At 70.9% G+C, this 19,711-nt stretch carries 17 protein-coding genes and 2 pseudogenes; 11 read left to right on the top strand and 8 right to left on the bottom strand.

The features are described from left to right. Positions 1 to 3: 3 nt before the first annotated feature. Genes ACGH7X_RS35430 through ACGH7X_RS35400 form a run of 7 tightly spaced genes read left to right on the top strand, consistent with a single transcriptional unit; the run spans position 4 to position 7,705 of the window. Positions 4 to 1,029 carry an NAD-dependent epimerase/dehydratase family protein gene (locus ACGH7X_RS35430; RefSeq protein ID WP_399893451.1) on the top strand — a complete coding sequence of 342 codons (1,026 nt, stop codon included), beginning with the start codon at positions 4 to 6 and terminating at the stop codon, positions 1,027 to 1,029. Beyond that, complete coding sequence (locus ACGH7X_RS35425; RefSeq protein WP_399893448.1) at positions 1,017 to 2,300, top strand: DUF4910 domain-containing protein; 1,284 nt, start codon at positions 1,017 to 1,019, stop codon at positions 2,298 to 2,300. Before ACGH7X_RS35430 ends, ACGH7X_RS35425 begins: the two co-directional genes overlap by 13 nt. Positions 2,301 to 2,305: 5 nt before the next feature. Then, positions 2,306 to 3,613, top strand: coding sequence for a hypothetical protein (locus ACGH7X_RS35420; RefSeq protein ID WP_399893446.1), 1,308 nt, complete (start codon positions 2,306 to 2,308; stop codon positions 3,611 to 3,613). Next, positions 3,610 to 4,557 carry a glycosyltransferase family 2 protein gene (locus ACGH7X_RS35415; protein ID WP_399893443.1) on the top strand — a complete coding sequence of 316 codons (948 nt, stop codon included), beginning with the start codon at positions 3,610 to 3,612 and terminating at the stop codon, positions 4,555 to 4,557. The genes ACGH7X_RS35420 and ACGH7X_RS35415 overlap by 4 nt, the downstream gene beginning before the upstream one ends. Beyond that, positions 4,554 to 5,798: a polysaccharide pyruvyl transferase family protein gene (locus ACGH7X_RS35410; RefSeq protein ID WP_399893441.1), complete on the top strand. Its 1,245-nt coding sequence runs from the start codon at positions 4,554 to 4,556 to the stop codon at positions 5,796 to 5,798. Before ACGH7X_RS35415 ends, ACGH7X_RS35410 begins: the two co-directional genes overlap by 4 nt. Next, positions 5,795 to 6,346: a dTDP-4-dehydrorhamnose 3,5-epimerase family protein gene (locus tag ACGH7X_RS35405; RefSeq protein ID WP_399893438.1), complete on the top strand. Its 552-nt coding sequence runs from the start codon at positions 5,795 to 5,797 to the stop codon at positions 6,344 to 6,346. Before ACGH7X_RS35410 ends, ACGH7X_RS35405 begins: the two co-directional genes overlap by 4 nt. A gap of 6 nt (positions 6,347 to 6,352) precedes the next feature. Beyond that, a complete protein-coding gene (locus tag ACGH7X_RS35400; RefSeq protein WP_399893435.1) occupies positions 6,353 to 7,705 on the top strand; it encodes a glutamate-1-semialdehyde 2,1-aminomutase in 1,353 nt (450 codons plus the stop codon). Positions 7,706 to 7,732: 27 nt separating this feature from the next. On the opposite strand, the gene ACGH7X_RS35395 is transcribed toward ACGH7X_RS35400, so the two are convergent. Further along, positions 7,733 to 8,452: a phosphatase PAP2 family protein gene (locus ACGH7X_RS35395; protein ID WP_399893433.1), complete on the bottom strand. Its 720-nt coding sequence runs from the start codon at positions 8,450 to 8,452 to the stop codon at positions 7,733 to 7,735. A 47-nt stretch (positions 8,453 to 8,499) separates the two neighbouring features. Then, complete coding sequence (locus ACGH7X_RS35390; protein WP_399893430.1) at positions 8,500 to 9,237, bottom strand: VOC family protein; 738 nt, start codon at positions 9,235 to 9,237, stop codon at positions 8,500 to 8,502. 97 nt (positions 9,238 to 9,334) lie between these two features. On the opposite strand from ACGH7X_RS35390, the gene ACGH7X_RS35385 reads away from it, so the two are divergent. Further along, complete coding sequence (locus ACGH7X_RS35385; protein WP_399893428.1) at positions 9,335 to 10,252, top strand: endo-beta-N-acetylglucosaminidase H; 918 nt, start codon at positions 9,335 to 9,337, stop codon at positions 10,250 to 10,252. 149 nt (positions 10,253 to 10,401) lie between these two features. Here ACGH7X_RS35385 and ACGH7X_RS35380 read toward each other — a convergent pair whose 3' ends face one another. Both ACGH7X_RS35380 and ACGH7X_RS35375 read right to left on the bottom strand, forming a co-directional pair. Continuing rightward, a complete protein-coding gene (locus ACGH7X_RS35380; protein ID WP_399893426.1) occupies positions 10,402 to 10,878 on the bottom strand; it encodes a lamin tail domain-containing protein in 477 nt (158 codons plus the stop codon). A 465-nt stretch (positions 10,879 to 11,343) separates the two neighbouring features. Further along, entirely contained in the window at positions 11,344 to 11,910 is a 567-nt protein-coding gene (locus ACGH7X_RS35375; RefSeq protein ID WP_399893425.1) for a TetR/AcrR family transcriptional regulator, read from the bottom strand. An 84-nt stretch (positions 11,911 to 11,994) separates the two neighbouring features. Here ACGH7X_RS35375 and ACGH7X_RS35370 point away from each other — a divergent pair, with 84 nt between their 5' ends. From ACGH7X_RS35370 to ACGH7X_RS35360, 3 genes and pseudogenes are all read left to right on the top strand, one after another. Then, positions 11,995 to 12,594 (top strand): TetR/AcrR family transcriptional regulator, encoded by a 600-nt coding sequence (locus tag ACGH7X_RS35370; protein WP_399893422.1) that lies wholly within the window; start codon positions 11,995 to 11,997, stop codon positions 12,592 to 12,594. A gap of 605 nt (positions 12,595 to 13,199) precedes the next feature. Next, positions 13,200 to 13,755 (top strand): annotated as a pseudogene (locus ACGH7X_RS35365) (transposase); the annotation flags it as partial. A gap of 15 nt (positions 13,756 to 13,770) precedes the next feature. Beyond that, positions 13,771 to 14,417: pseudogene (locus ACGH7X_RS35360) on the top strand (transposase); the annotation flags it as partial. 845 nt (positions 14,418 to 15,262) lie between these two features. On the opposite strand, the gene ACGH7X_RS35355 reads toward ACGH7X_RS35360, so the two are convergent. From ACGH7X_RS35355 to ACGH7X_RS35340, 4 genes are all read right to left on the bottom strand, one after another. Further along, a complete protein-coding gene (locus ACGH7X_RS35355) occupies positions 15,263 to 15,445 on the bottom strand; it encodes a hypothetical protein (RefSeq protein ID WP_399893419.1) in 183 nt (60 codons plus the stop codon). A gap of 57 nt (positions 15,446 to 15,502) precedes the next feature. After that, positions 15,503 to 16,309 carry an alpha/beta hydrolase family protein gene (locus ACGH7X_RS35350; RefSeq protein ID WP_399893416.1) on the bottom strand — a complete coding sequence of 269 codons (807 nt, stop codon included), beginning with the start codon at positions 16,307 to 16,309 and terminating at the stop codon, positions 15,503 to 15,505. Then, on the bottom strand, positions 16,306 to 17,001 hold the full coding sequence (locus ACGH7X_RS35345) for a hypothetical protein (protein ID WP_399893413.1): 696 nt from the start codon (positions 16,999 to 17,001) through the stop codon (positions 16,306 to 16,308). The genes ACGH7X_RS35350 and ACGH7X_RS35345 overlap by 4 nt, the downstream gene beginning before the upstream one ends. A gap of 324 nt (positions 17,002 to 17,325) precedes the next feature. Continuing rightward, positions 17,326 to 19,704, bottom strand: coding sequence for a SpoIIE family protein phosphatase (locus ACGH7X_RS35340; protein WP_399893410.1), 2,379 nt, complete (start codon positions 19,702 to 19,704; stop codon positions 17,326 to 17,328). Positions 19,705 to 19,711: the final 7 nt, after the last annotated feature.

The raw sequence follows: 19,711 nt of genomic DNA, 5'->3' as shown, positions 1-19,711 counted from the left end.
ACCTTGCGCGTACTGCTGACCGGGCACCAGGGCTATCTGGGCACCGTGATGGCCCCCGTCCTCGAGGCCGCCGGGCACGAGGTCGTCGGGCTCGACGCCGGCCTGTTCGCCGACTGCGTGCTGGGCCCGACGCCCGCGGACCCGCCGGGGCAGCGGGTGGACCTGCGCGACGTCACGGCCGAACACGTGGCCGGGGTGGACGCCGTCATCCACCTGGCCGCGCTGTCCAACGACCCGTTGGGATCGCTGGCGCCGGAACTGACCTACGACATCAACCACCACGCGTCCGTGCGCCTGGCCCGGCTGGCCCGCGACGCCGGGGTGCAGCGCTTCCTGTACGCGTCGACGTGCTCGGTCTACGGCGCCGCCGGCGGGGGCGACCTGGTGGCCGAGGACGCCCCGCTGCGCCCGGTGACGCCGTACGCGGAGTCCAAGGTGCGGGTGGAGGACGACCTGCACGCGCTGTCCGACGGCGACTTCAGCCCGGTGTACATGCGCAACGCCACCGCCTTCGGCCACTCCCCCAGGCTGCGCGCCGACATCGTGCTGAACAACCTGGTGGGCCACGCGCTCCTGTCCGGCGAGGTGCTGGTGCTCTCCGACGGCACCCCCTGGCGCCCGCTGGTGCACGCCGCCGACATCGCGCGGGCCTTCACGGCGGCGCTGACCGCGCCGCGGGAGGCGGTGCACGACCGGGCGTTCAACATCGGCAGCGAGGTCAACAACGTCACGGTGGCCGAGATCGCCGAGCAGGTCGCCGCGGCGGTGTCCGGCTCGAAGGTGGTGATCACCGGGGAGACGGGTGCCGATCCGCGGTCGTACCGGGTGGACTTCTCCCGGTTCCGCGCCGCGATACCCGGCTTCGACTGCGAGTGGACGGTGAAGCAGGGCGCGCTCGAACTCGCCGACGCCTACCGGAAACACGGCCTGACCCGGGAGGACTTCGAGCGACGCTTCACCCGCCTCGCCGTGCTGCGCGCGGCCGCCGAGTCGGGCGCCGTCGACGACACCCTGCGGTGGCGCCGATGACCGAGGCGGGCGAGGAGATGTACGCGCTGGTGGAGCGGCTGTATCCGCTGTGCCGGAGCATCACGGGCGACGGTGTGCGCGCCACCCTGGAGATCGTCGGCGAGTACGTCCCGCTGCGGGTGCACGAGGTGCCGACCGGGACGCAGGTGCTCGACTGGACGGTGCCGCAGGAGTGGAACATCCGCGACGCGTACATCGCCGACGCCGCCGGGAACCGTGTCGTCGACTTCGCCGCGTCCAGTCTCCACGTGCTCGGCTACAGCGTGCCGGTGTCGGCGACCATGCCGCTGTCCGAACTGCGCGCGCACCTGCACACCCTGCCGGAGCACCCGTCCTGGGTGCCGTACCGCACCAGCTACTACCGGCCGGACTGGGGGTTCTGCCTGGCCCAGGACACCTTGGACGCGCTGCCGGAGGGCGAGTACGAGGTGTGCGTCGACTCCACGCTGGCGGACGGCCATCTCACCTACGCCGAGCATGTGGTCCCCGGGCAGGTCACCGACGAGGTGATCGTCTCCTGCCACGTCTGCCACCCGTCGCTGGCCAACGACAACCTGGCGGGCATCGCGGTGGCGGCGTTCCTGGCGCGGGCGCTGGCGCAGCGGACGCCGTACTACACCTACCGGTTCGTCTTCGCGCCCGGCACCATCGGGGCGATCACCTGGCTGGCCCGCAACAGGGAGCGGGTGGAGCGGGTCAAGCACGGTCTCGTGCTGGCCTGCGCGGGCGACCCCGGACAACTGACGTACAAGCAGAGCAGACGCGGCGACGCGGAGATCGACCGGGTGCTGCGGCACGTGCTGACCGCGTCCGAACGACCGCACCGCGTCACCGAGTTCACGCCGTACGGCTACGACGAGCGGCAGTACTGCTCGCCCGGGTTCGACCTCGGCGTGGGCTCGCTCACCCGCACCCCCTACGCCGGCTACCCCGAGTACCACACCTCGGCGGACAACCTGGACCTCGTCTCCCCCGAGGCGATGGCGGACACGCTCGCCGTCTGCCGCGAGGCGTTCGCCGTCCTCGACCGCAACCGGCGCTACGTCAACCTCAGTCCCTACGGCGAACCGCAGCTGGGCCGACGCGGGTTGTACGACTCACTCGGCGGCCGCAGCGACGCGAAGCAGGCCCAGATGGCCATGCTGTGGGTGCTGAACCTCTCCGACGGCGAGCACAGTCTGCTGGACGTCGCCGAGCGCTCCGGGCTGCCGTTCGACGCCGTCGCCGACGCGGCCGGCGCCCTGCACGGCGCCGGGCTGATCAAGGCGTGACGTCGATGACCACCGGGGAGGAGAAGAGGACGCCCGCGGCCGGGGCCGACCATGCCCCGCGAACCGGCACGCGGGGCATGGTCGGCAGGCTCTCGTGGGGCCTGGCCGACCAGGCGGCGTCCAGCCTGTCCAACTTCGTGGTGGGAATCTACGTGGCCCGCGAGCTGGGGCTGACCGCGTTCGGCGTGTTCAGTCTGGCCTGGGTGACCTACGGCGTGGTACTCAGCGTCTCGCGCGGGCTGGCCACCGACCCGCTCGTGGTGCGCTTCAGCGGCGTGGCGGAATCGGCCTGGCGCGGTGCGGTGGCCCGGTCCTCCGGTACCGCCGTCGACGTCGGGGCCGCCATCGGCGCCGCCTGTCTGGTGACCGGCCTCGTGGTCGGCGGCCGGGTGGGACCCGCGTTCGCCTGTCTCGGCGTGGTGCTGCCGGGCCTGCTGCTGCAGGACGCGTGGCGGTACGCGTTCTTCGCCGCCGGCGCCGGTCGCAAGGCGTTCGTCAACGACGTCGTGTGGGGCGTCGCGCTCGTCCCGGCCATGGTGCTGGCGGCCCACGTCGGCACCGTGTCCGCCTTCGTGCTCGCCTGGGGCGGGTCCGCGGCGGTGGCCGCGGTGTACGGCTGCTTCCAGTCCGGCATCCGGCCCCGGCCGAGGGGAGCGGGCGAGTGGCTTCGCGAACAGCGCGACCTCGGCTACCGGTACCTGGTCGAGAACGTCGGCGTCAGCGGCGCGGGCCAGCTGCGGGCGTATGGGCTCGGCGCGATCGTCGGGGTCGGCGCGGTCGGTGTGGTGCGGGGCGCCGAGCTGCTGATGGGTCCGTTCCTCGCCGTGCTGATGGGGCTGTCGCTGGTCACCGTCGCGGAGTCGGCGCGGGTGCTGCGCCAGGCCCCGCACCGGCTGGGCAGGTTCTGTCTCCTGCTCGGCGGCGGACAGGCCCTCGCCGCGCTGCTCTGGGGCGCGACGCTGCTGCTGGTGCCGGACCGGCTGGGCGAGTTCGTGCTCGGCGACGTCTGGAGCGGTGCGTCGGAGCTCATCGTGCCGGTCACGCTGAGCGTCGCGGGCGCCGGCATCGGCACCGGCGCGGCGGCCGGGCTGCGCGCGCTCGCCGCGGCCCGGCGCAGCCTGCGCTGCCAGCTCTTCGCCTCTGCCTGCTACGTCGGCGGCGGGCTCGCCGGCGCGGTCTGGGGCGGCACGGTCGGCTCGGCCTGGGGCGCCGCTGCCGCGTCCCTGTGCGGCTCGGCCGCGTGGTGGCTGCACCTGCGGTCCGCCCTGCGCGAGCGCCACCACGATTCCATCCCCGAAGTGAGGAAGCCATGACCGACCGTCCCCGGCTGAGCATCGGCCTGCCCGTCTACAACGGCGAGGAGTACCTGGCCGAGTCGCTCGACGCCCTGCTCGGCCAGACCTACGAGGACTTCGAACTGGTCGTCTGCGACAACGCCTCGACCGACGGGACCCAGGACATCTGCCGCCGCTACGCCGCGCGGGACTCGCGCATCCGGTACATCCGGCTGGCCCGGAACATCGGCGCCGCGCCCAACCACAACTACGTCTTCACCGAGTGCCGCGGCGAACTGTTCAAGTGGGCCTCGCACGACGACCTGTACGCCCGGGACCTGCTGCGGCGCTGCGTCGAGGCACTGGACGAGCGTCCCGACGTGGTCCTCGCGCACTCCGGCCAGGCGGTCATCGACGGCGACGGCAAGGTGAAGGTCCCCTACGAGTACGGGCTGGCCACCGACTCCCCGCACGCGCCGGAGCGCTTCCGCAGCCTGCTGTTCGAGCCAGGGGGCGACGACTTCTACGGGGTGATGCGGGCCGACATGCTGCGCCGGGTGAAGCCGCACGACAGCTACCACCACGCGGACCGCACGTTCGTCGCCGAGATCACCCTGCACGGCCCCTTCCACCAGGTGCCGGAGCTGCTGTACTTCCGCCGCGACCACCCCACCCGCGCCGAGCGGGCCAACCCCTCCAAGCGCTCCCGGTGCGTCAATCTGGACCCGCGCCGGGCGGGCCCGCTGCACCCGACACCCCGGCTGCTCGCCGAGTACGTCTGGGGTTTCGCCTCCGCGATCGGGCGGGCGCCGCTGTCCTCGGCCGACCGGCGCGCGTGCCACCGCCATCTGGCGGCGTGGATGACCAGCCGGGTCAGGCCGGGCGCCGGCGAGCGGGTCGAGGACCGCGCCCCGGTCGACCCGGACCGGCTCACCGTCTCCGTCGACGACCTCGTCGCCGGCCGTGAAGGGAAGAACGCATGACGTCGGTGCACAAGACCCCCCTGCGCATCGGGGTGTTCGGCCTGTTCGGCGCCGGGAACACCGGCAACGACGGGTCGCTCGAGGCCGTACTCGACCACCTCCGCGCCGCACACCCCGGGGCCGTGGTGGACGCGATGTGCGGCGGACCCGAGACGGTCGCGACCCGGTACGGGATCCCCGCGACGCGGCTGAACTGGTACCGCGGGGAGTACCGCACCGCGTCACGTGCGAGTGCGATCGCGGGCAAGGGCCTGGGCAAACTCGTCGACGTCGTCCGCACCGCCGCCTGGGTGCGCCGGCACGACGCGGTGATCGTGCCGGGCACGGGCGTCCTGGAGACCACGCTGCCCCTGCGGCCGTGGGGCTTCCCGTACTCGCTGTTCCTGCTCTGCGCGAGCGGCCGGCTCCTCGGCACCCGGGTCGCCCTCGTCAGCGTCGGCGCCGGAGCGATCGGCAACCGGGCGACCCGTACCCTGACGCGCTGGTCCACACGGCTGGCCGCGTACCGGTCGTACCGGGACACCCAGTCGCGCGACGCGATGCGGGCGATGGGTGTGGACACGGCACGGGACGACGTCTACGCGGACCTGGTGTTCGCCCTGCCGGCGCCGTCGGCGGGCGAGCCCGCGGGCACGCCGGGGCCGGTCTGCGTCGGCGTCATGGACTTCCACGGGAGCAACGACGAACGCGCCCGGGCCGAGGAGATCCACCGGCGCTACCTGGACGGGACGACCCGGTTCGTGCGCGCGCTGGCCGAGGAGGGCAGGCCGGTCCGGCTGCTCACCGGCGACGAGCTCGACCGGCCGGTGGCCGACGCGATCGTCGACGCGGTGGACTCGCCGCTGGTCACCGTCGCCGAGGCGGCCTCGCTGGCCGAACTGATGAAGGAGGCGGCGTGCGCCGACACCGTGGTGGCGACCCGCTACCACAACCTGGTCTGCGCGCTGAAGGTCGGCACACCGACGCTCGCGATCAGCTATTCGACGAAGAGCGACGCGCTCATGGCCGAGATGGGTCTTGCCGCGTACTGCCACTCGGCGCGCGAGGTCGACGCCGACCGGCTGCTGGAGCAGTTCCGGGCGCTGGAGCGGCAGTCGGCCCCGTTACGCCGGACGCTCTCCGAGCGGAACCTCGCCGTCACCCGGCGCGTCCAGCGCCAGTTCGCCGCCTTGGCCCCGGCGCTGTTCCCGGCGGCCGGCCCGGACGTCGCCGGCGCACACACCCGGCAGGAGACTCCATGAAAGTGACCGAAGTCCCGGAGATCGCCGGCGCGTACCTGTTCGAGCCGACTCCGTACGCCGACGAACGCGGCTTCTTCTGCCGCACCTTCGACGCCGACGTGGTCCGCTCGGTGGGCCTCGACCCGGCCGCCTTCGTCCAGGACAGCCTCTCCCGCTCGGCCCGGGGCGTGCTGCGCGGCCTGCACCTGCGCTCCGGCGCCGGCGAGGCCAAGCTGGTGCGCTGCTCGTACGGGAAGGTCTTCGACGTGGTCGTGGACCTGCGGCCGCACTCGCCGACGTACCTGGGCCGGGGCTTCTTCGAGCTGTCCGGCCAGACGCAGGCGACCCTGTACATCCCGGCGGGATGCGCGCACGGCTTCCAGGCGCTGACGGACACCGCCGACACCTCGTACCGGATCGACCGCCCGCACGACCCGGCCGAGGACGTGACGATCGCCTTCGACGACCCGGACCTCGCCATCCCCTGGCCGCTGCCCGTCACGTCGGTGTCCCGGCGGGACCGGGAGGCGCCGAGCCTGGCCGAGTTCCTGAAGCACGAGGGGAGTTGAGCCCGCATGAACACACAGGACACTGAGAACACTGCGGACGGCGAGGAGTTCGCCCTGCCCCGCTCCCGGGCGGCGAACGAGCGCCTGCACGCCCTGATCCCCGGCGGCGCGCACACCTACGCCAAGGGTGACGACCAGTACCCCGAGAACCTGGCCCCGGTCATCAGCCACGGCCGCGGTGCCCACGTGTGGGACGTCGACGGCAACCGTTACATCGAGTACGGCTCCGGGCTGCGGTCGGTGAGCCTCGGCCACGCCCACCCACGCGTGAGCGAGGCGGTGCGCCGGGAACTCGACCGCGGCAGCAACTTCGTGCGGCCGTCCGTCGTGGAACTGGAGGCCGCCGAGCGCTTCCTGACCACGGTGCCGACCGCCGAGATGGTGAAGTTCGCGAAGAACGGCTCCGACGCCACCACCGCCGCGGTGCGGCTCGCCCGCGCCGCCACCGGGCGCCCGCGGGTGGCCCTCTGCGCCGACCACCCGTTCTTCTCCGTGGACGACTGGTTCATCGGCACCACGCCGATGTCCGCCGGTGTTCCGGCGGCGACCACCGAGCTGACCCTGTCCTTCCCGTACGGCGACCTGGCCGCCACGGAGGAAGTGCTCACCCGGTACGAGGGCGAGGTCGCCTGCCTGATCCTCGAACCCGCCGCCCACACCGAGCCGCCGCCCGGGTATCTCGCCGGCCTGCGCGAGCTGGCCGACCGGCACGGCTGCGTCCTGGTCTTCGACGAGATGATCACCGGCTTCCGCTGGTCGGAGGCGGGCGCCCAGGGCCTGTACGGCGTCGTCCCCGACCTCTCCACCTTCGGCAAGGCGCTGGGCAACGGGTTCGCCGTCTCCGCGCTGGCCGGGCGCCGCGATCTGATGGAGCGGGGCGGGCTGCGGCACTCCGGCGAGCGGGTGTTCCTGCTGTCCACCACGCACGGTGCGGAAACACACGCGCTGGCCGCGGCGATGGCCGTACAGAGCGTCTACGTCGAAGAGGGCGTCACCGCGCGGCTGCACACCCTCGGGGAGCGGTTGGCGGCCGGTGTCCGTGACGCCGCGGCCGGCATGGGCGTCGCCGACCACGTCGTCGTCCGGGGCCGGGCCAGCAACCTGGTCTTCGCCACCCTCGACGAGAACGGGCAGCCGTCGCAGCGGTACCGCACGCTCTTCCTGCGCCGGCTGCTCGCGGGCGGGGTGCTGGCCCCGTCGTTCGTGGTGAGCAGCGCGCTCAGCGACGCCGACATCGATCGCACCGTCGACGTGGTGGCCCAGGCGTGCGCGGTGTACCGGAAGGCGCTGGACGCCGGTGACCCCGCTCCCTGGGTGGCCGGACGACCGGTGAAGCCGGTGTTCCGCCGCCTGGCATGACACGACGCGAGGCAATGTGACGGGACGTCAGCGGCTGTCCCGCCGACCGGCGTCGACCAGCGGCTCGACCCGCCGGTCGGCGGTCCGGTCGGCCAGCCACGCGGTCGCCGGCACCACCGCCAGCGCGGTGCACCAGCCGCCGAGGGCGTCGGTCGGGTAGTGCGCGCCGAGGGCGACCTGCGCCCAGCCCATGGCGGCTCCTGCGACCAGCGCAGCGGTGAGTACGAGGACCGTGCCGGCCGTCCTGCCGAGACCGAGCCGGCCGGTCACGAGCAGCGCCAGCACGAGGGCGAAGGCGGTGAGGAAGGCGGTGTGCCCGCTCGGGAAGGACAGGTGCCCGCCGTTGATCGTGCGTCCCACGACGCGCTTGAGCAGCGTCGTCGTCACCACGGGCAGGCCGGTACCGGCGACGACGAGCACCGCCGCGCGAGGACTGCGCAGCAGCAGACAGCCCGTCAGGACCGCTCCGACCAGGATCACCGCCCCCGCGGGGTCGCCCAGGAAGTCCATGGCCGTGACGACGTGCGGCCACGGCGGCCCCGGACCGTACACCGCCGCCGCGATCCGCGCGTCCACCGCGCCGGGTTCGCTGTCGCCCGCATACAGGACCCCGAGCACGACGACCACCAGCGCGGCCAGGACAGCGAGCGGCCCGAGCCACGCGCGCAGCCGCGAGGGCAGGGCAGGGGCGGTCAACAGGCCCTTCCTCGCGGCTTCAAGGCCGTCGCCGACTGCGGCATGTGTCATCCCCCTGACTCCCAGCATACGTCGGCGGCATCGATCAGAGCTTCGCGTCAGCCCCGGCCGAGGACGCAGAACTCGTTGCCCTCCGGGTCGGCCAGGACGACCCAGGAGACGTCGCCCTGGCCCACATCGGCCCGTGTCGCGCCGAGACCTTCGAGCCGGGCGACCTCCGTGGCCTGGTCCTCCACGGGGTCGGACATCACGTCGAGATGGACGCGGCTCGGTACGACCTCGTCATCCGGCGTGCGGCGAAACTCGAGGTACGGCCCGACGCCCTGGACGGAGCGCAGCAGGGCGCGGTCGTCGGTCAGCTCATGGACGGTCCAGTCGATCGCCTCGCCCCAGAACCCGACCATGGCCCGCGGGTCGGCGCAGTCGACGACCACGGCGGCGATGGGCCCGGTGTCCCGGTAGAGCGCGCGGGGCTCCAGGACGCTGAACACGTTGCCCTCCGGGTCGGCCAACATCGTCCACGGCACGTCGCCCCGGCCCGCGTCGACGGGCGTCGCCCCGAGGCCTTCCAGGCGTGCGACCAACTCCGCCTGATGGGCGTCGGAGGTGGTGGCGAGCTCGAGGTGCACGCGGTACCTCACCGTCTCGGGGTCCGGGACGCGGACGAGATCGACGCAGACGGCGGACGGGTCCGGCCAGTCGAAGCCCACGGGTTCCAGGTTGGTGGCTCCAGGGCCCTCGCTGGAAAGACCCCAGCCGAGCGCCTCCGCCCAGAACCGGCCGAGCGCCGAGTCGTCCCGGGCCTTGAAGTTCACCTGAACAAGTTGCAGCGTCATGCTTCGTACCCTAAGGGTCCTTCCAAGATGCTCGGAGGGCTCACCCGGCGCTTCCGAACACGTCGGACGCCGGCCATGCGATGGGAGACGACCAACGATGTTCACTCCGGTACGGAACAGACTGCGAACCGCGGCGCTCGCGCTCTCGGCGGTCGCGGTCCTCACCTTCGGCACGACCACGACGACCGGCGCGGCGGCGGCTCCCGCTCCCGCCAAGCAGGGACCGACCTCGGTGGCCTACATCGAGGTGAACAACAACAGCATGCTCAACGCCGGCAAGTACACGCTCGCCGACGGCGGCGGCAACGTCTTCGACGTCGCCGTGATCTTCGCGGCGAACATCAACTACGACACGGGCACGAAGACGGCCTATCTGCACTTCAACGAGAACGTGCAGCGCGTCCTCGACAACGCCGCCACACAGATACGGCCGTTGCAACAGCAGGGCATCAAGGTCGTGCTCTCGGTGCTCGGCAACCACCAGGGCGCAGGGTTCGCCAACTTCCCGTCCCAGGCGGCGGCTTCGGCGTTCGCCAAGCAACTGTCGGACACGGTGGCCACGTACGGACTCGACGGCATCGACTTCGACGACGAATACGCCGAATACGGCAACAACGGCACCGCCCAGCCCAACGACAGCTCGTTCGTGCACCTGGTGACGGCGCTGCGCGCGAACATGCCGGACAAGATCATCAGCCTCTACAACATCGGCCCGGCCGCCTCGCGCCTGTCCTACGGCGGCGTCGACATCTCCTCCAAGTTCGACTACGCCTGGAACCCGTACTACGGCAGCTGGCAGGTCCCCAGCATCGCACTGCCCAAATCGAAGCTCTCCCCGGCGGCCGTCGAGATCGGCCGGACCTCGCAGAGCACGGCGGCCGACCTCGCCCGCCGCACCGTCGGCGAGGGGTACGGCGTCTACCTGACGTACAACCTCGACGGCACCGATCGCAGCGCCGACGTCTCCGCGTTCACCAGGGAGCTGTACGGCAGCGACGCCGTCCACACGCCGTAGGGCGCCTGCGCGGACCGCGCCGTCGACAACGATGTCGGCGGCGCGGCCACACACTCGCTGCACGCGGAGGGCGCGCCACCCCTGGGAGGGATGGCGCGCCCAGCCGTGCTCGCCGGAAGCCGGGCCCTGACTACCGGCGTGATCCGCTACTACCAGCGGTGGCCGCCACGGTGCTTCTTGCCCCACGACTTGTCGTCGACGAACCGGCCGCGGTCGTTGCGGAGCGTCGCCGTGTCGGACCGGTTGTCCCACACGTAGTTCCGGCGGTCCTGGTAGACGTCCTTGCGGGCGTCGCGTCCCTTGCCGGTGTGGACCCGGACGGTGGCACGCCCGTCCAGGCGGTAGTGGCGGAAGCGGTAGGTGCGGCCGTCCTCGGCCTTGAGGGTCCAGCCGTCCAGGTTCACGGCACGGCGGCTGTTGTTGGTGATCTCCACCCACTCCTTGTTCAAGGAGCGGTTCGAGTGGTCGTCACGGCCCGGAGAGTCGTACTGAACGCGACTGACCTCCACGTTCGGCCGCTTCGGCCTGTGATCGGCCGCCGAGGCCGGCACGGCGACGGCTGCGGTCAGAGCTCCGACGGTCAGTGCCGCGGCGGTCAGACGGCGGGCAGTGATGGACTTCGACACAGGTTCCCCCTGCTTTGTCCGGTGGTACTCACGCGGCCGGTCGGCTGCGCAGTCACACAGTGCCGACCGGCCGACCGGTACGTGAAGGAGACGTGAACGCCGTTACGAATCGACCACATTGCTGTGACAGTCGACTGCATCATCCATCTATGCACCGAATGCACCAGGTTGACGCCCCGACGAGACGGCGACCCGTGCCCCTACTCGACCCCGGCCCAAAACCGCCAGGGCGCGCCACCCCACACGCCGGCCGGCTCTCACCCGAAAGTGCGTCACAAGACCCACGACCCGAAACACCGCCAAGCCGCGCCGAAGCGTCCGATCCAGTTCCGGAACAAGGCGAATCGCCGGTCCCGGAGGAGTCATCAACCGTGACTCCGTCCAGGTCCACGACCGCATGCCCACCGGCGTCCGAAGCCCGGTCACCGGCAGTCCTGTGACGTCGAATTCGCAGGGAGGACCGGATCAGTGGGGCGGGGCGGCGCGCAAGCCCTCGATGATGACGGTGAGCATCCGCCGGCGGCGTTCGCGCCACACCGGCTTGTCTGCGGCGCGCCAAAGACAGGATCCCAGCAGCAGGACATCCTCCGCCTCGGCGTCCGGCCGCACCTGCCGCGCTTCCTTCCCGGCCTTGAGCAGCAGGTCCAGCGCGGCGACTGCCGGCGGACTGCCCCGCTCTCCCCCGGCGCGTGCAGCTGCCTCGACAGCCACGACCGCCCCGTGCCCGCTGCGGCCGTAAGCGGTGAGGTGCTCGAACCACAGGCGCAGCGCTTCCAGCGGCTCGTACGCGGCCAGTAGTACCGAGGCCGTGTCGGTGAGTGCGTTCACCTCTTCCTGGTGGACGGCGACCAACAGGGCCTCCCGGCCGGGGAAGTGACGGTACATGGTCCCCTGGCCGACGCCTGCCGCCCTCGCGACCGATTGAAGGGGGGCCGAGGGGTTGTCGGCGAGGACCGCGCGTGCGGCCGCCAGGATGCGCGCGCGGTTCTCCCGGGCGTCCGACCGCGGCGCGCGTCCACTGGGCTGCGTCATCCGGTGCCTCCCGTTTTGCGCCCTGGAGCGACCATCCTCATATACTTGTTAGTCGGATGGCAAGTATGTTGTAGCCTTCGAGTCATGACCACCACTCGCCGCACTCAGGCACAGCGTCGCGCGGAGGCCGAGGCCGCGCTGCTCAGGGCCGCCGCCGAACTGATGGACGAGCAGGGTGTGCGCTCGCTGACCCTGGCGCGTGTGGGCGAACGGGCCGGTTACAGCCGGGGACTCGTCACCCATCACTTCGGCTCGAAGCAGGCCCTCGTCGAACGCCTGGCACACACCGCCCAGGCGGGATTCGTCCCTGGTCTCGACGGCCTGCCGCCCGGACTGGACCGGCTGCTGCGCCTGATCGACGGTTACGTCGGAGAACTCGGCCGTATGAGCGTGCTGAACCGGGTCTTCCTGCTGCTGTGGGCCGAGGCCGCCACGGCGCCCGACCTGGCTCCCGTCTTCCGCGAGCGGGGCGAGGCGTTCCGCACGGATCTGCGCGAGGATCTGAGCGCGGGGATCGCCGAGGGCACGATCCGCCCCGACGTGGCACCCGACGAAACGGCGACCGCCCTCTTCGCGCAACTACGCGGCATCGGCATGCAACAGCTCGTTGACCCCGCCCGCATCGATACCGAACGGCTGCGCGCACACGTCACCGAGCACTGGCGCAGGGCGCTGATCCCCTAAAAAGTCGCCGCAATTGGCCCGGTCCCCTGCCGTTGGCCCGACAGGCGGGCTTGTTCCTTCTTCAGCTCAGGGTTCGCCAAGACTTCAGTCGTAGTAGCGCGCGGTGGTCGAGGTAGTTCTGGAGCCTCGACCGCCTTGGCCGGACTGGCGTCCGGCGCAGGACTTGCGGTTGCGCAGCCAAGCCTCGAGCCGCTTCTTGGCCTGTCCGGCGGAGCGCGGCCGGGGTCTGGTGAGGTCCAGCGCCGCTCCAGGCCGGGGAAGACGGTCGCCTGAGGAGGATCATGATGGCCAGGGCGGCCCCGACGCGGCCTCCCTGGGCCGCGATCACCGTCGCCGTCGTGCGCCGAGCCCGTACCGCCAAGACCCGCTGCGGGCCGCCAAGAACCGCCAAGGCTGAAGCGCGACAGGGCTGACGAGGCCCCGACGTGCCCGAGTCGGCACTCACCCGATCACGGCCACACTTGGGAATCGCCCGCCGCCGGTGGAGGGCGACACCGGGGCACACACCTCTCATCAGCCGCCGAGCGCAGGCCCTTTTGCAGGTCAACGGGACCTTCCACGAGGCTTCGGCGGGACTGCGGTAGCGCGGGGGCGGCCTCCGCCACGCCGTCCAGGCCGCCGAGCGCCAGCCCACAAGTCTTCCCGGGGAGGAACTGACGGCTCAGCCGGTACACACCCTGGCGAAGGAGGTGATGGTCCTCAACCAGCAGATCGACGAGATGGACGAGCCCATCGGGCGCGGTTTCGCGACCACACCTTCGAAGTGATCACCAGCATGCCCGGGCCGGGTGTCATCCTCGGTGCAGAGTTCCTAGCTGCCACCGGTGGCGATACAGCTGTCTTCGGCACCCCTGACCGCCTTGCCGGCTTCGGTGGTGTCGCGCCCGTACCCCGCGACTCCGGAAAGATCAGCGGGAATCTGCGGCGTCCTCAGCGATACAACCGCCGCATCCAGCGGGCCTTCTACATCTCGGCGTTGTTCAGCATCCGCTTCTGCGAGGATTCACGGCGCTTTTACGATCGCAAGCGTGCCGAAGGCAGGCGTCACACCTACAGTAAGCGGTGCTCGCCCTCCCCCGCCGCCGTGTCAACGTCCTCTGGGCCCTTCTGCGCGACGGGCGGTGCTACCAGCCGAAGCCGCCAATCCCTTTGGCGGCTTGACAAACACCATTAGGAATCCGGGGCGGGTTCTACTCCTGCCTCAGCGCTCGTTCGGACGCGTTGTTCGAGCTGGCCGACGCAGTTCTGTGCCAGGACGGGCCGGTGAGGTCGCTGGCCCAGTTGTCGCTGGTCGGTGAACACCGCCGTGCTCACGTAAGGCTCTACGCCGCCGTCTCAAAGGGCAGGGTCGAAGCGGATCCTCGGTGCTGCTGCCGCGCGCGGCCGACGGCCGGCTGGCCCTTGCCGTCGATGTCACGTGCTGGCTGCGGTCGGACGCCCACACCTCACCGGAGCGGATCCTGTGCCACACCTACGGCCGGGGCAAGGACCAGCACACATTCCCGGTCCCGGGTGGCCGAACTCGATCGTCTGCGCGCTGGAGCCCGACCGCATCTTGTGAACCGCCCCGCTGGACGCTCTGCGTTTGGCATCTGGCGACGACACCGCCACCGTCACCGCCCGGCAGTTGCGCGAACTGGTCGAGCGGCTGATCCCCGCAGGTCAGTGGCGGGCCGGCGACCCAGACGTTCTCGTCATCGCGGACGCCGGATACGACGCACCCTGCCTATCCATCTCCCTCACACCACGGGCCGACCGGCCCGGCACGGTGGCGAGTTCGTCTTCGGGCAGCCCAACGCCTGGGCACCCCGGACACCGAAACACCCTCTACGGCACCGCCACCGCACGCTCCTGTAATGGGAGTGGCAGCCCTGGCACGAGGACACGCGAGGCGAGCGCGACCCCGGCGAGATCGCCGCACTGCGAGCGTGCCGGGACATCCGTCCTCCCCTGTACGACGCCGTCGAGCCGTTCCGCTCCTTCTCCGTGCCCCCACATCTGTGAGTCCTCGCTCGGCGCCGCGACGCCGCTCCCTTCCGCCCCCGGCCCTCGCCGACCGGAGACCGCGAGCCGCCGCGCTGCAGCGGGCCCGGTCGGCGCCAATGACGGGCCTGCGGTAACGAGCCGCCGTGGCGCGGGCGCTGAGCCTTTGAGGAATGGACACCTCCGACCTGCTCGCCGACTCCGACGGCCGTACGGGGCTGCGCCGCGCCCGGTCCCGTCCCAGTCGATTGCGCCCGCGCTATCGCCGTGCTCCTCGACGCGCTGTGGGACCCCGTACGAAGACGGATGGATCCCCAAGCCGCTGCATGGAGTCGACGAGTAGTTCCGGTTCACCGTGCTGCGTTCCGTGCTCGACCTGGCCACATCATTCGAGGACGTGGCACCGGTGGCCATCGCCATGGTGGCCACCGGCCGCGGGTCCGTCATCGACAACGAACGCGGGCCGATCCTGTTCAGAGCCTTCCCCGGCGGCACGACCCGACCCAGCCGCTCGCCTCCGCCCAACGCACGCTGCTGCGGGCCTTCGAGGACACCAACGAGGTGACGGGCAGCATCGGCTGCAACTGATTGTGGTTCAGCGCGGCCGGTCTGCCGGAGAACCGGGAAGGCATATGTGCGTTGCTGTGACGCGGCGATGCAAGTGCCGCCGACTGAATCGACCGGTCTACTCCCTCGGGCTCCCAGGCCGACCCTCGATGGCGTGGTAGCGGACGGTGGCGGCCTCCTGCGGCCAGGTGGCCGGGGTGGAGTTGCAGGTGTCGAGAAACTCGGCCACGCGGTCGACCGCGACGTCGGCCGACATCAACTGCACGGCGCCTGCGGCGAGCTGGGCGTCATAGGTGTGCACCGCCACCCGGTCGCAGCCATACTCCGTTCCCGGGGCGGGTTTGGTGAACGAGTCGTGCTACCCGCGCAACATTTTGATCGCCTGAGGCGTGTCGGCTCCAAGCCGTGACTCGTGCACGTACTGGTCGGCCCAAGCGCTGATGACGCGGCCGGCTCGCTGTGCCTGCCCCCGGGCGGTCAGGAAATGGTCTGCGCCCTCGAGGGAGACGAAGCTTCGCGGGTGTCTCGCCTCTTGGAAGATTTCCCTGGCGTTGGCGATGTCGACAGTATTGTCGGTGGGCGAATGCAGGACCAGTATCGGCAGGCGCAATTCGCGTATCTGCTCACGCAGGCGAGCGTGATGGACGTCATCGACGAAAGCACGTTTGAGGACCAGGGTCCTCCCGCCGACAAACCATTCATGCGCCCCCTCACTGAGCACGCGTTCCATGACCGTGTCGTACTGTCTCTCGACGTGGCTGGGGTCGACAGGCGCGCCGATGGTGGCGACCGCACGGACGCCGGTTGCCTCGGTTGCTGCGGCGATGGCCGCGGCGCCTCCCCACGAGTGGCCCACCAGCACGTCTGCCGGAGTGCCTCGCTCCGCCATCAGTGCCGCCGCCCGGATGGTGTCCTGGACTTTGACCGTGAAGGAACCGTCGCCCCAGTCGCCCCCGGAACCTCCGATCCCGAGGTTGTCGTAGCGCAACATCCCGATCCCCTCGCGTGCCAGTTGCTTGCTCACCCGTGAGGCGGCCGGTGAGTCCTTGCCGAGTGTGAATCCGTGCACGAAGATTCCCCAGCCTCGGACCCTGCCCTCCGGTGGATCGATGGCTCCGGCCAGTTGCGGGCCGACGACGCTCTGAAACTGCACTTTTTCAGTCATTTGGTGAACACCTCGGTAGGGGTTGTGTCCGGCGCCTTCGTGTCGCGGTGGCGCAGTCGCCCCGCGGAGTACCACGCCGCGACGGGTACGACCGCCGCGGAGAGGAAGGCGAGCAGCTGACGGTCCGTGCCCTGGACCACGACCGCCACCTCGACCGTGGCGACCAGCGTCACAGCGGCCCGGGGCCATGCCCTAGCCGTGGTGGCGGCGGCCGTCAGCGCCAGGAGCACAAACCAGCCTGCACGCACGGCGGGCAGGGTCCAGTAGCCGTGGACCAACGGCAGTTCGCGGACCGGTGCGCCCCACCCGGCGACGAAGACGACGAGATGTGCCGCGGAGCACAGCACCAGTGCGGACGCGAACCTGACATAGAGCGCCTGGTCACGACGGGCCAGGCGAAGCAGGCCGAGCGCCACCAGCGGCCACGGCGCAAGCGTGTTGATGCGCTCCAGCACGTGGGCCGCATCCTGTCCGGCCGACACCAACCGCTCGCCCAGGGCGATTCCGTAGGGGAGGAGACGTTCGGCGGAGACCGGCAGCGGGCGGACATGGCGCGAGGCCTCCGCGTGGCCCAGCACCTCCAGGGACACGAAGTAGGCGACCGCGGTTGTCGCCGCTCCCGCCACCGCGCCCGTGACGGGTCGTGGGGTCCGCCACCACGCGTGCCGGTCACCGCTGTCGGCGGAACTCACCGGGACGCCCCAAAACCGGATCTTCGAGAGGGTTCGCCGGTGACGACGTAAGGGGAGGCAGATTCCAGGTTATGGGCGGCTGCCGCCTCCCAGAGCGCCATGACGCGCCGGGGCGGCGCCACCCCGGCCGACGCCGAAGGCGTGCTGCTTTTCACGGATTTGGACGGGCTCACTGGTAGCCTCCTGATCATGGAGAGACACATTGTCCGGGAAATGCGGGACACGCATTCCCCGCTCTCTGATCAGGGGCAACTGGACTTTCCCCACCGCTTATTTCGCGTGACACCTATGACGTGTGTCACGGGGAGCAGTTCACGTGGTGAATCAGCCGGATTCGAGGAGCTGTTCGGTCCAGATGGTCTTGCCGTTCGGCGTGTACCGGCTGCCCCAGCGATGACAGAACTGGGCGATGAGAAACAGCCCGCGCCCGCCCTCGTCGGACAGCCGCGCACGCCGCAGATGGGGCTGGGACTGGCTGGGATCGGAGACTTCACAGACCAGACGATGGTCGTTGACCAGACGTACGCCGACGGGCCCGTGGGCGTAGCGAATGGCGTTGGTGACCAGCTCGCTGACGATCAGTTCGGTACTGAAGGCCATGTCGTCCAGGTCCCACTCCGCGAGTTGGTGAGTGACCAGTTCCCGGGCGCGCGCGACCAGGGCCGGGTCGGGGGACAACTGCCAGAAGACCGTCTGTGCGGGCGGTACGCGCTCGACGTGCGCCAGGAGCAGTGCCTGGTCCTCGTGGAGGGGTTCGGCCCGCAACCGTGCCAGCACGTGGTCGGTGAGGCCGGTGACCGAAAGGTCCCCCTGCGCGGCGGCGGAGTGGACGCCGTCACGGATGTGTTCGACGTTCAGGCGGCTGCTGCTCAGGGCAAGGACGTCTCCCGGCTGGAGCAGCAGTTCCGCCGTCTCGAACGGTTGCGTGCCGTCGCCGAGCGGTGGTCCCGGATGAAGAGGGATCTCGTCCACGGTGGTGGAGCCGGAGCGGACGACGGCTGCGGCCAGACCTCCCGCGGTCGCGACCAGGCACTGGCCCGTGATGGGGTCGTAAGTCGCGTAGAGACAGCTCGCGTTCGACAGTGAGCCGAGAGTCGGCGGCTCGTCCCCGGCCCCCTCCCCCTCCGCGTTCTCGTCCTCGCCGATGTGCAGCACCATGTCGTCGAGATGGCTGAGCATTTCCTCCGGGGGCGGATCAAGATCGGCCAGCGTCTGCACCGCGGAGCGCAGCCGGCCCATGGCACCGGCGGCATGGATCCCGTGCCCGGCGACCTTGCCGACGACGAAGGCGGTGCGGACCCCCGACAAACGTACGACGTCGTACCAACAACCGCCGGTCCCGGCGGCGGTGCTGGCCGGCGCGTACGCCCCCGACGTCTGCACGGCGGCCATGCGCACCACCGGCGGCGGCAGCAGACTGCGTTGGAGCACTTCCGTGGTCCGCCGCTCCCGGACATAGCGCCGGGCGTTGTCCAGGCTGAGCGATCCGCGGGACGCGATCTCCTCGATCAGCGAAACGTCGCCCGCCGAGAACGGCGCCCGGCCGGGGTTGCGCCATGCGTCGAGCACTCCCAGCAGATTGCCGCGCGCGAACAGCGGAACGTACACCGCTGAAGCGGTCTCGCCCGGGAACATCAGGCGCAGCAGGTCCTCGTCGTATGTCTGGCCCCTGTCCCACGGGCTGTCGTGCGGCACGCGCCCCGCACGCCAGGCAGCCACGTCGGGTACCAGGAGGGTTTTCCCCTCGTGGAACGCGGTGGCTTCCCCCTTCCCGCCGCGAACGACATCGCCCAGTCGGTGAGCGTTCGCCGGCCAGTCGCCGATCGGGGGCGACACGGCCACGCGCCGCGCCTGCATACCGACGAAGAACTCCCTCAAGTCGTCGCCGCTGAGGACCTCGTCGGTGAGATCCACCGCTACCAGGTCGGCGAGTTCCGGGACCAGGACGGCAGTCAGTTCCTGGGCGTTGCGCGTCACGTCCAGGGACTGGCCCAGCCGTCCCGCGGCCGCGTGCAGCAGCGCCAGCCTGCGCCGTGTGGGAGTGGGTTCCTGTACGTCGGTGAGAACAGCCGTGACTCCCAGGACCCGGCCGTGCGGGTCGGCGACGCGAAAGGCCGACACCGACACCACGCGTTCCGTCCCGGCAGCACCGAGCCGCCGGGCCGGTTGCTCCCAGCCGGTCAGCGCCTCGCCGGACGCCAGTACTCGCCGCAACTGCTCCTCGATCGCCGCGGCGTCCTCGGCGACGAGGAAATCCTGTAGGCGAAGACCGACCCGGTCACCCTCCGGCGACGGCTGGTGCTGGTCGCGCTCCGAAGGCACAGGTTCGAGGTTCGTCCGTGTGATGGCCAGACCGGCGTCGTACATGACCACCCCGACCCGGTCCTGCGCCAGCAACGCGTGCGCCAGACCCGCGTCCTCCACGTGACTGCCGGCGATCGGGCCGGCGAGCAACAACAGCCGCGCTTCGGACTCCGGGGGCAGGCGTACCACCTCGACGGCGACCTCGGCCTCGGAACCGTCCCGGCAGCGCAGAACCGCGCAGAACGACGCCGGTCCGCCACGGCCGAGCCGCTCCTCCCAGCGTGCCGGCGCCACCACGACCTCGGCCATCCGCAGCCCGCGGATCTCGTCGACGGACCAGCCGGTCAGAGCCGGCTCGGCGTCCGCGTAGTCCAGTACCGTCCCCTGCTCGTCCAGCATGAACACC

The sequence above is a fragment of the Streptomyces sp. BBFR51 genome, from assembly GCF_044591655.1.
Lineage (GTDB): Bacteria > Actinomycetota > Actinomycetes > Streptomycetales > Streptomycetaceae > Streptomyces.
Note: the sequence above shows the minus strand (reverse complement) of the source record. Positions and strands in the feature narration are given on the sequence as shown.

Excerpts from the sequence above, each read along its gene's own strand:
- ACGH7X_RS35420 (WP_399893446.1), top strand. The coding sequence starts at position 2,306 with ATGACCACCGGGGAGGAGAAGAGGACGCCCGCGGCCGGGGCCGACCAT.
- ACGH7X_RS35405 (WP_399893438.1), top strand. The coding sequence starts at position 5,795 with ATGAAAGTGACCGAAGTCCCGGAGATCGCCGGCGCGTACCTGTTCGAG.
- ACGH7X_RS35410 (WP_399893441.1), top strand. The coding sequence starts at position 4,554 with ATGACGTCGGTGCACAAGACCCCCCTGCGCATCGGGGTGTTCGGCCTG.
- ACGH7X_RS35340 (WP_399893410.1), bottom strand. The coding sequence starts at position 19,704 with ATGCTGGACGAGCAGGGGACGGTACTGGACTACGCGGACGCCGAGCCG.
- ACGH7X_RS35390 (WP_399893430.1), bottom strand. The coding sequence starts at position 9,237 with ATGACGCTGCAACTTGTTCAGGTGAACTTCAAGGCCCGGGACGACTCG.
- ACGH7X_RS35395 (WP_399893433.1), bottom strand. The coding sequence starts at position 8,452 with ATGACACATGCCGCAGTCGGCGACGGCCTTGAAGCCGCGAGGAAGGGC.
- ACGH7X_RS35400 (WP_399893435.1), top strand. The coding sequence starts at position 6,353 with ATGAACACACAGGACACTGAGAACACTGCGGACGGCGAGGAGTTCGCC.
- ACGH7X_RS35385 (WP_399893428.1), top strand. The coding sequence starts at position 9,335 with ATGTTCACTCCGGTACGGAACAGACTGCGAACCGCGGCGCTCGCGCTC.
- ACGH7X_RS35375 (WP_399893425.1), bottom strand. The coding sequence starts at position 11,910 with ATGACGCAGCCCAGTGGACGCGCGCCGCGGTCGGACGCCCGGGAGAAC.
- ACGH7X_RS35370 (WP_399893422.1), top strand. The coding sequence starts at position 11,995 with ATGACCACCACTCGCCGCACTCAGGCACAGCGTCGCGCGGAGGCCGAG.
- ACGH7X_RS35415 (WP_399893443.1), top strand. The coding sequence starts at position 3,610 with ATGACCGACCGTCCCCGGCTGAGCATCGGCCTGCCCGTCTACAACGGC.
- ACGH7X_RS35350 (WP_399893416.1), bottom strand. The coding sequence starts at position 16,309 with ATGACTGAAAAAGTGCAGTTTCAGAGCGTCGTCGGCCCGCAACTGGCC.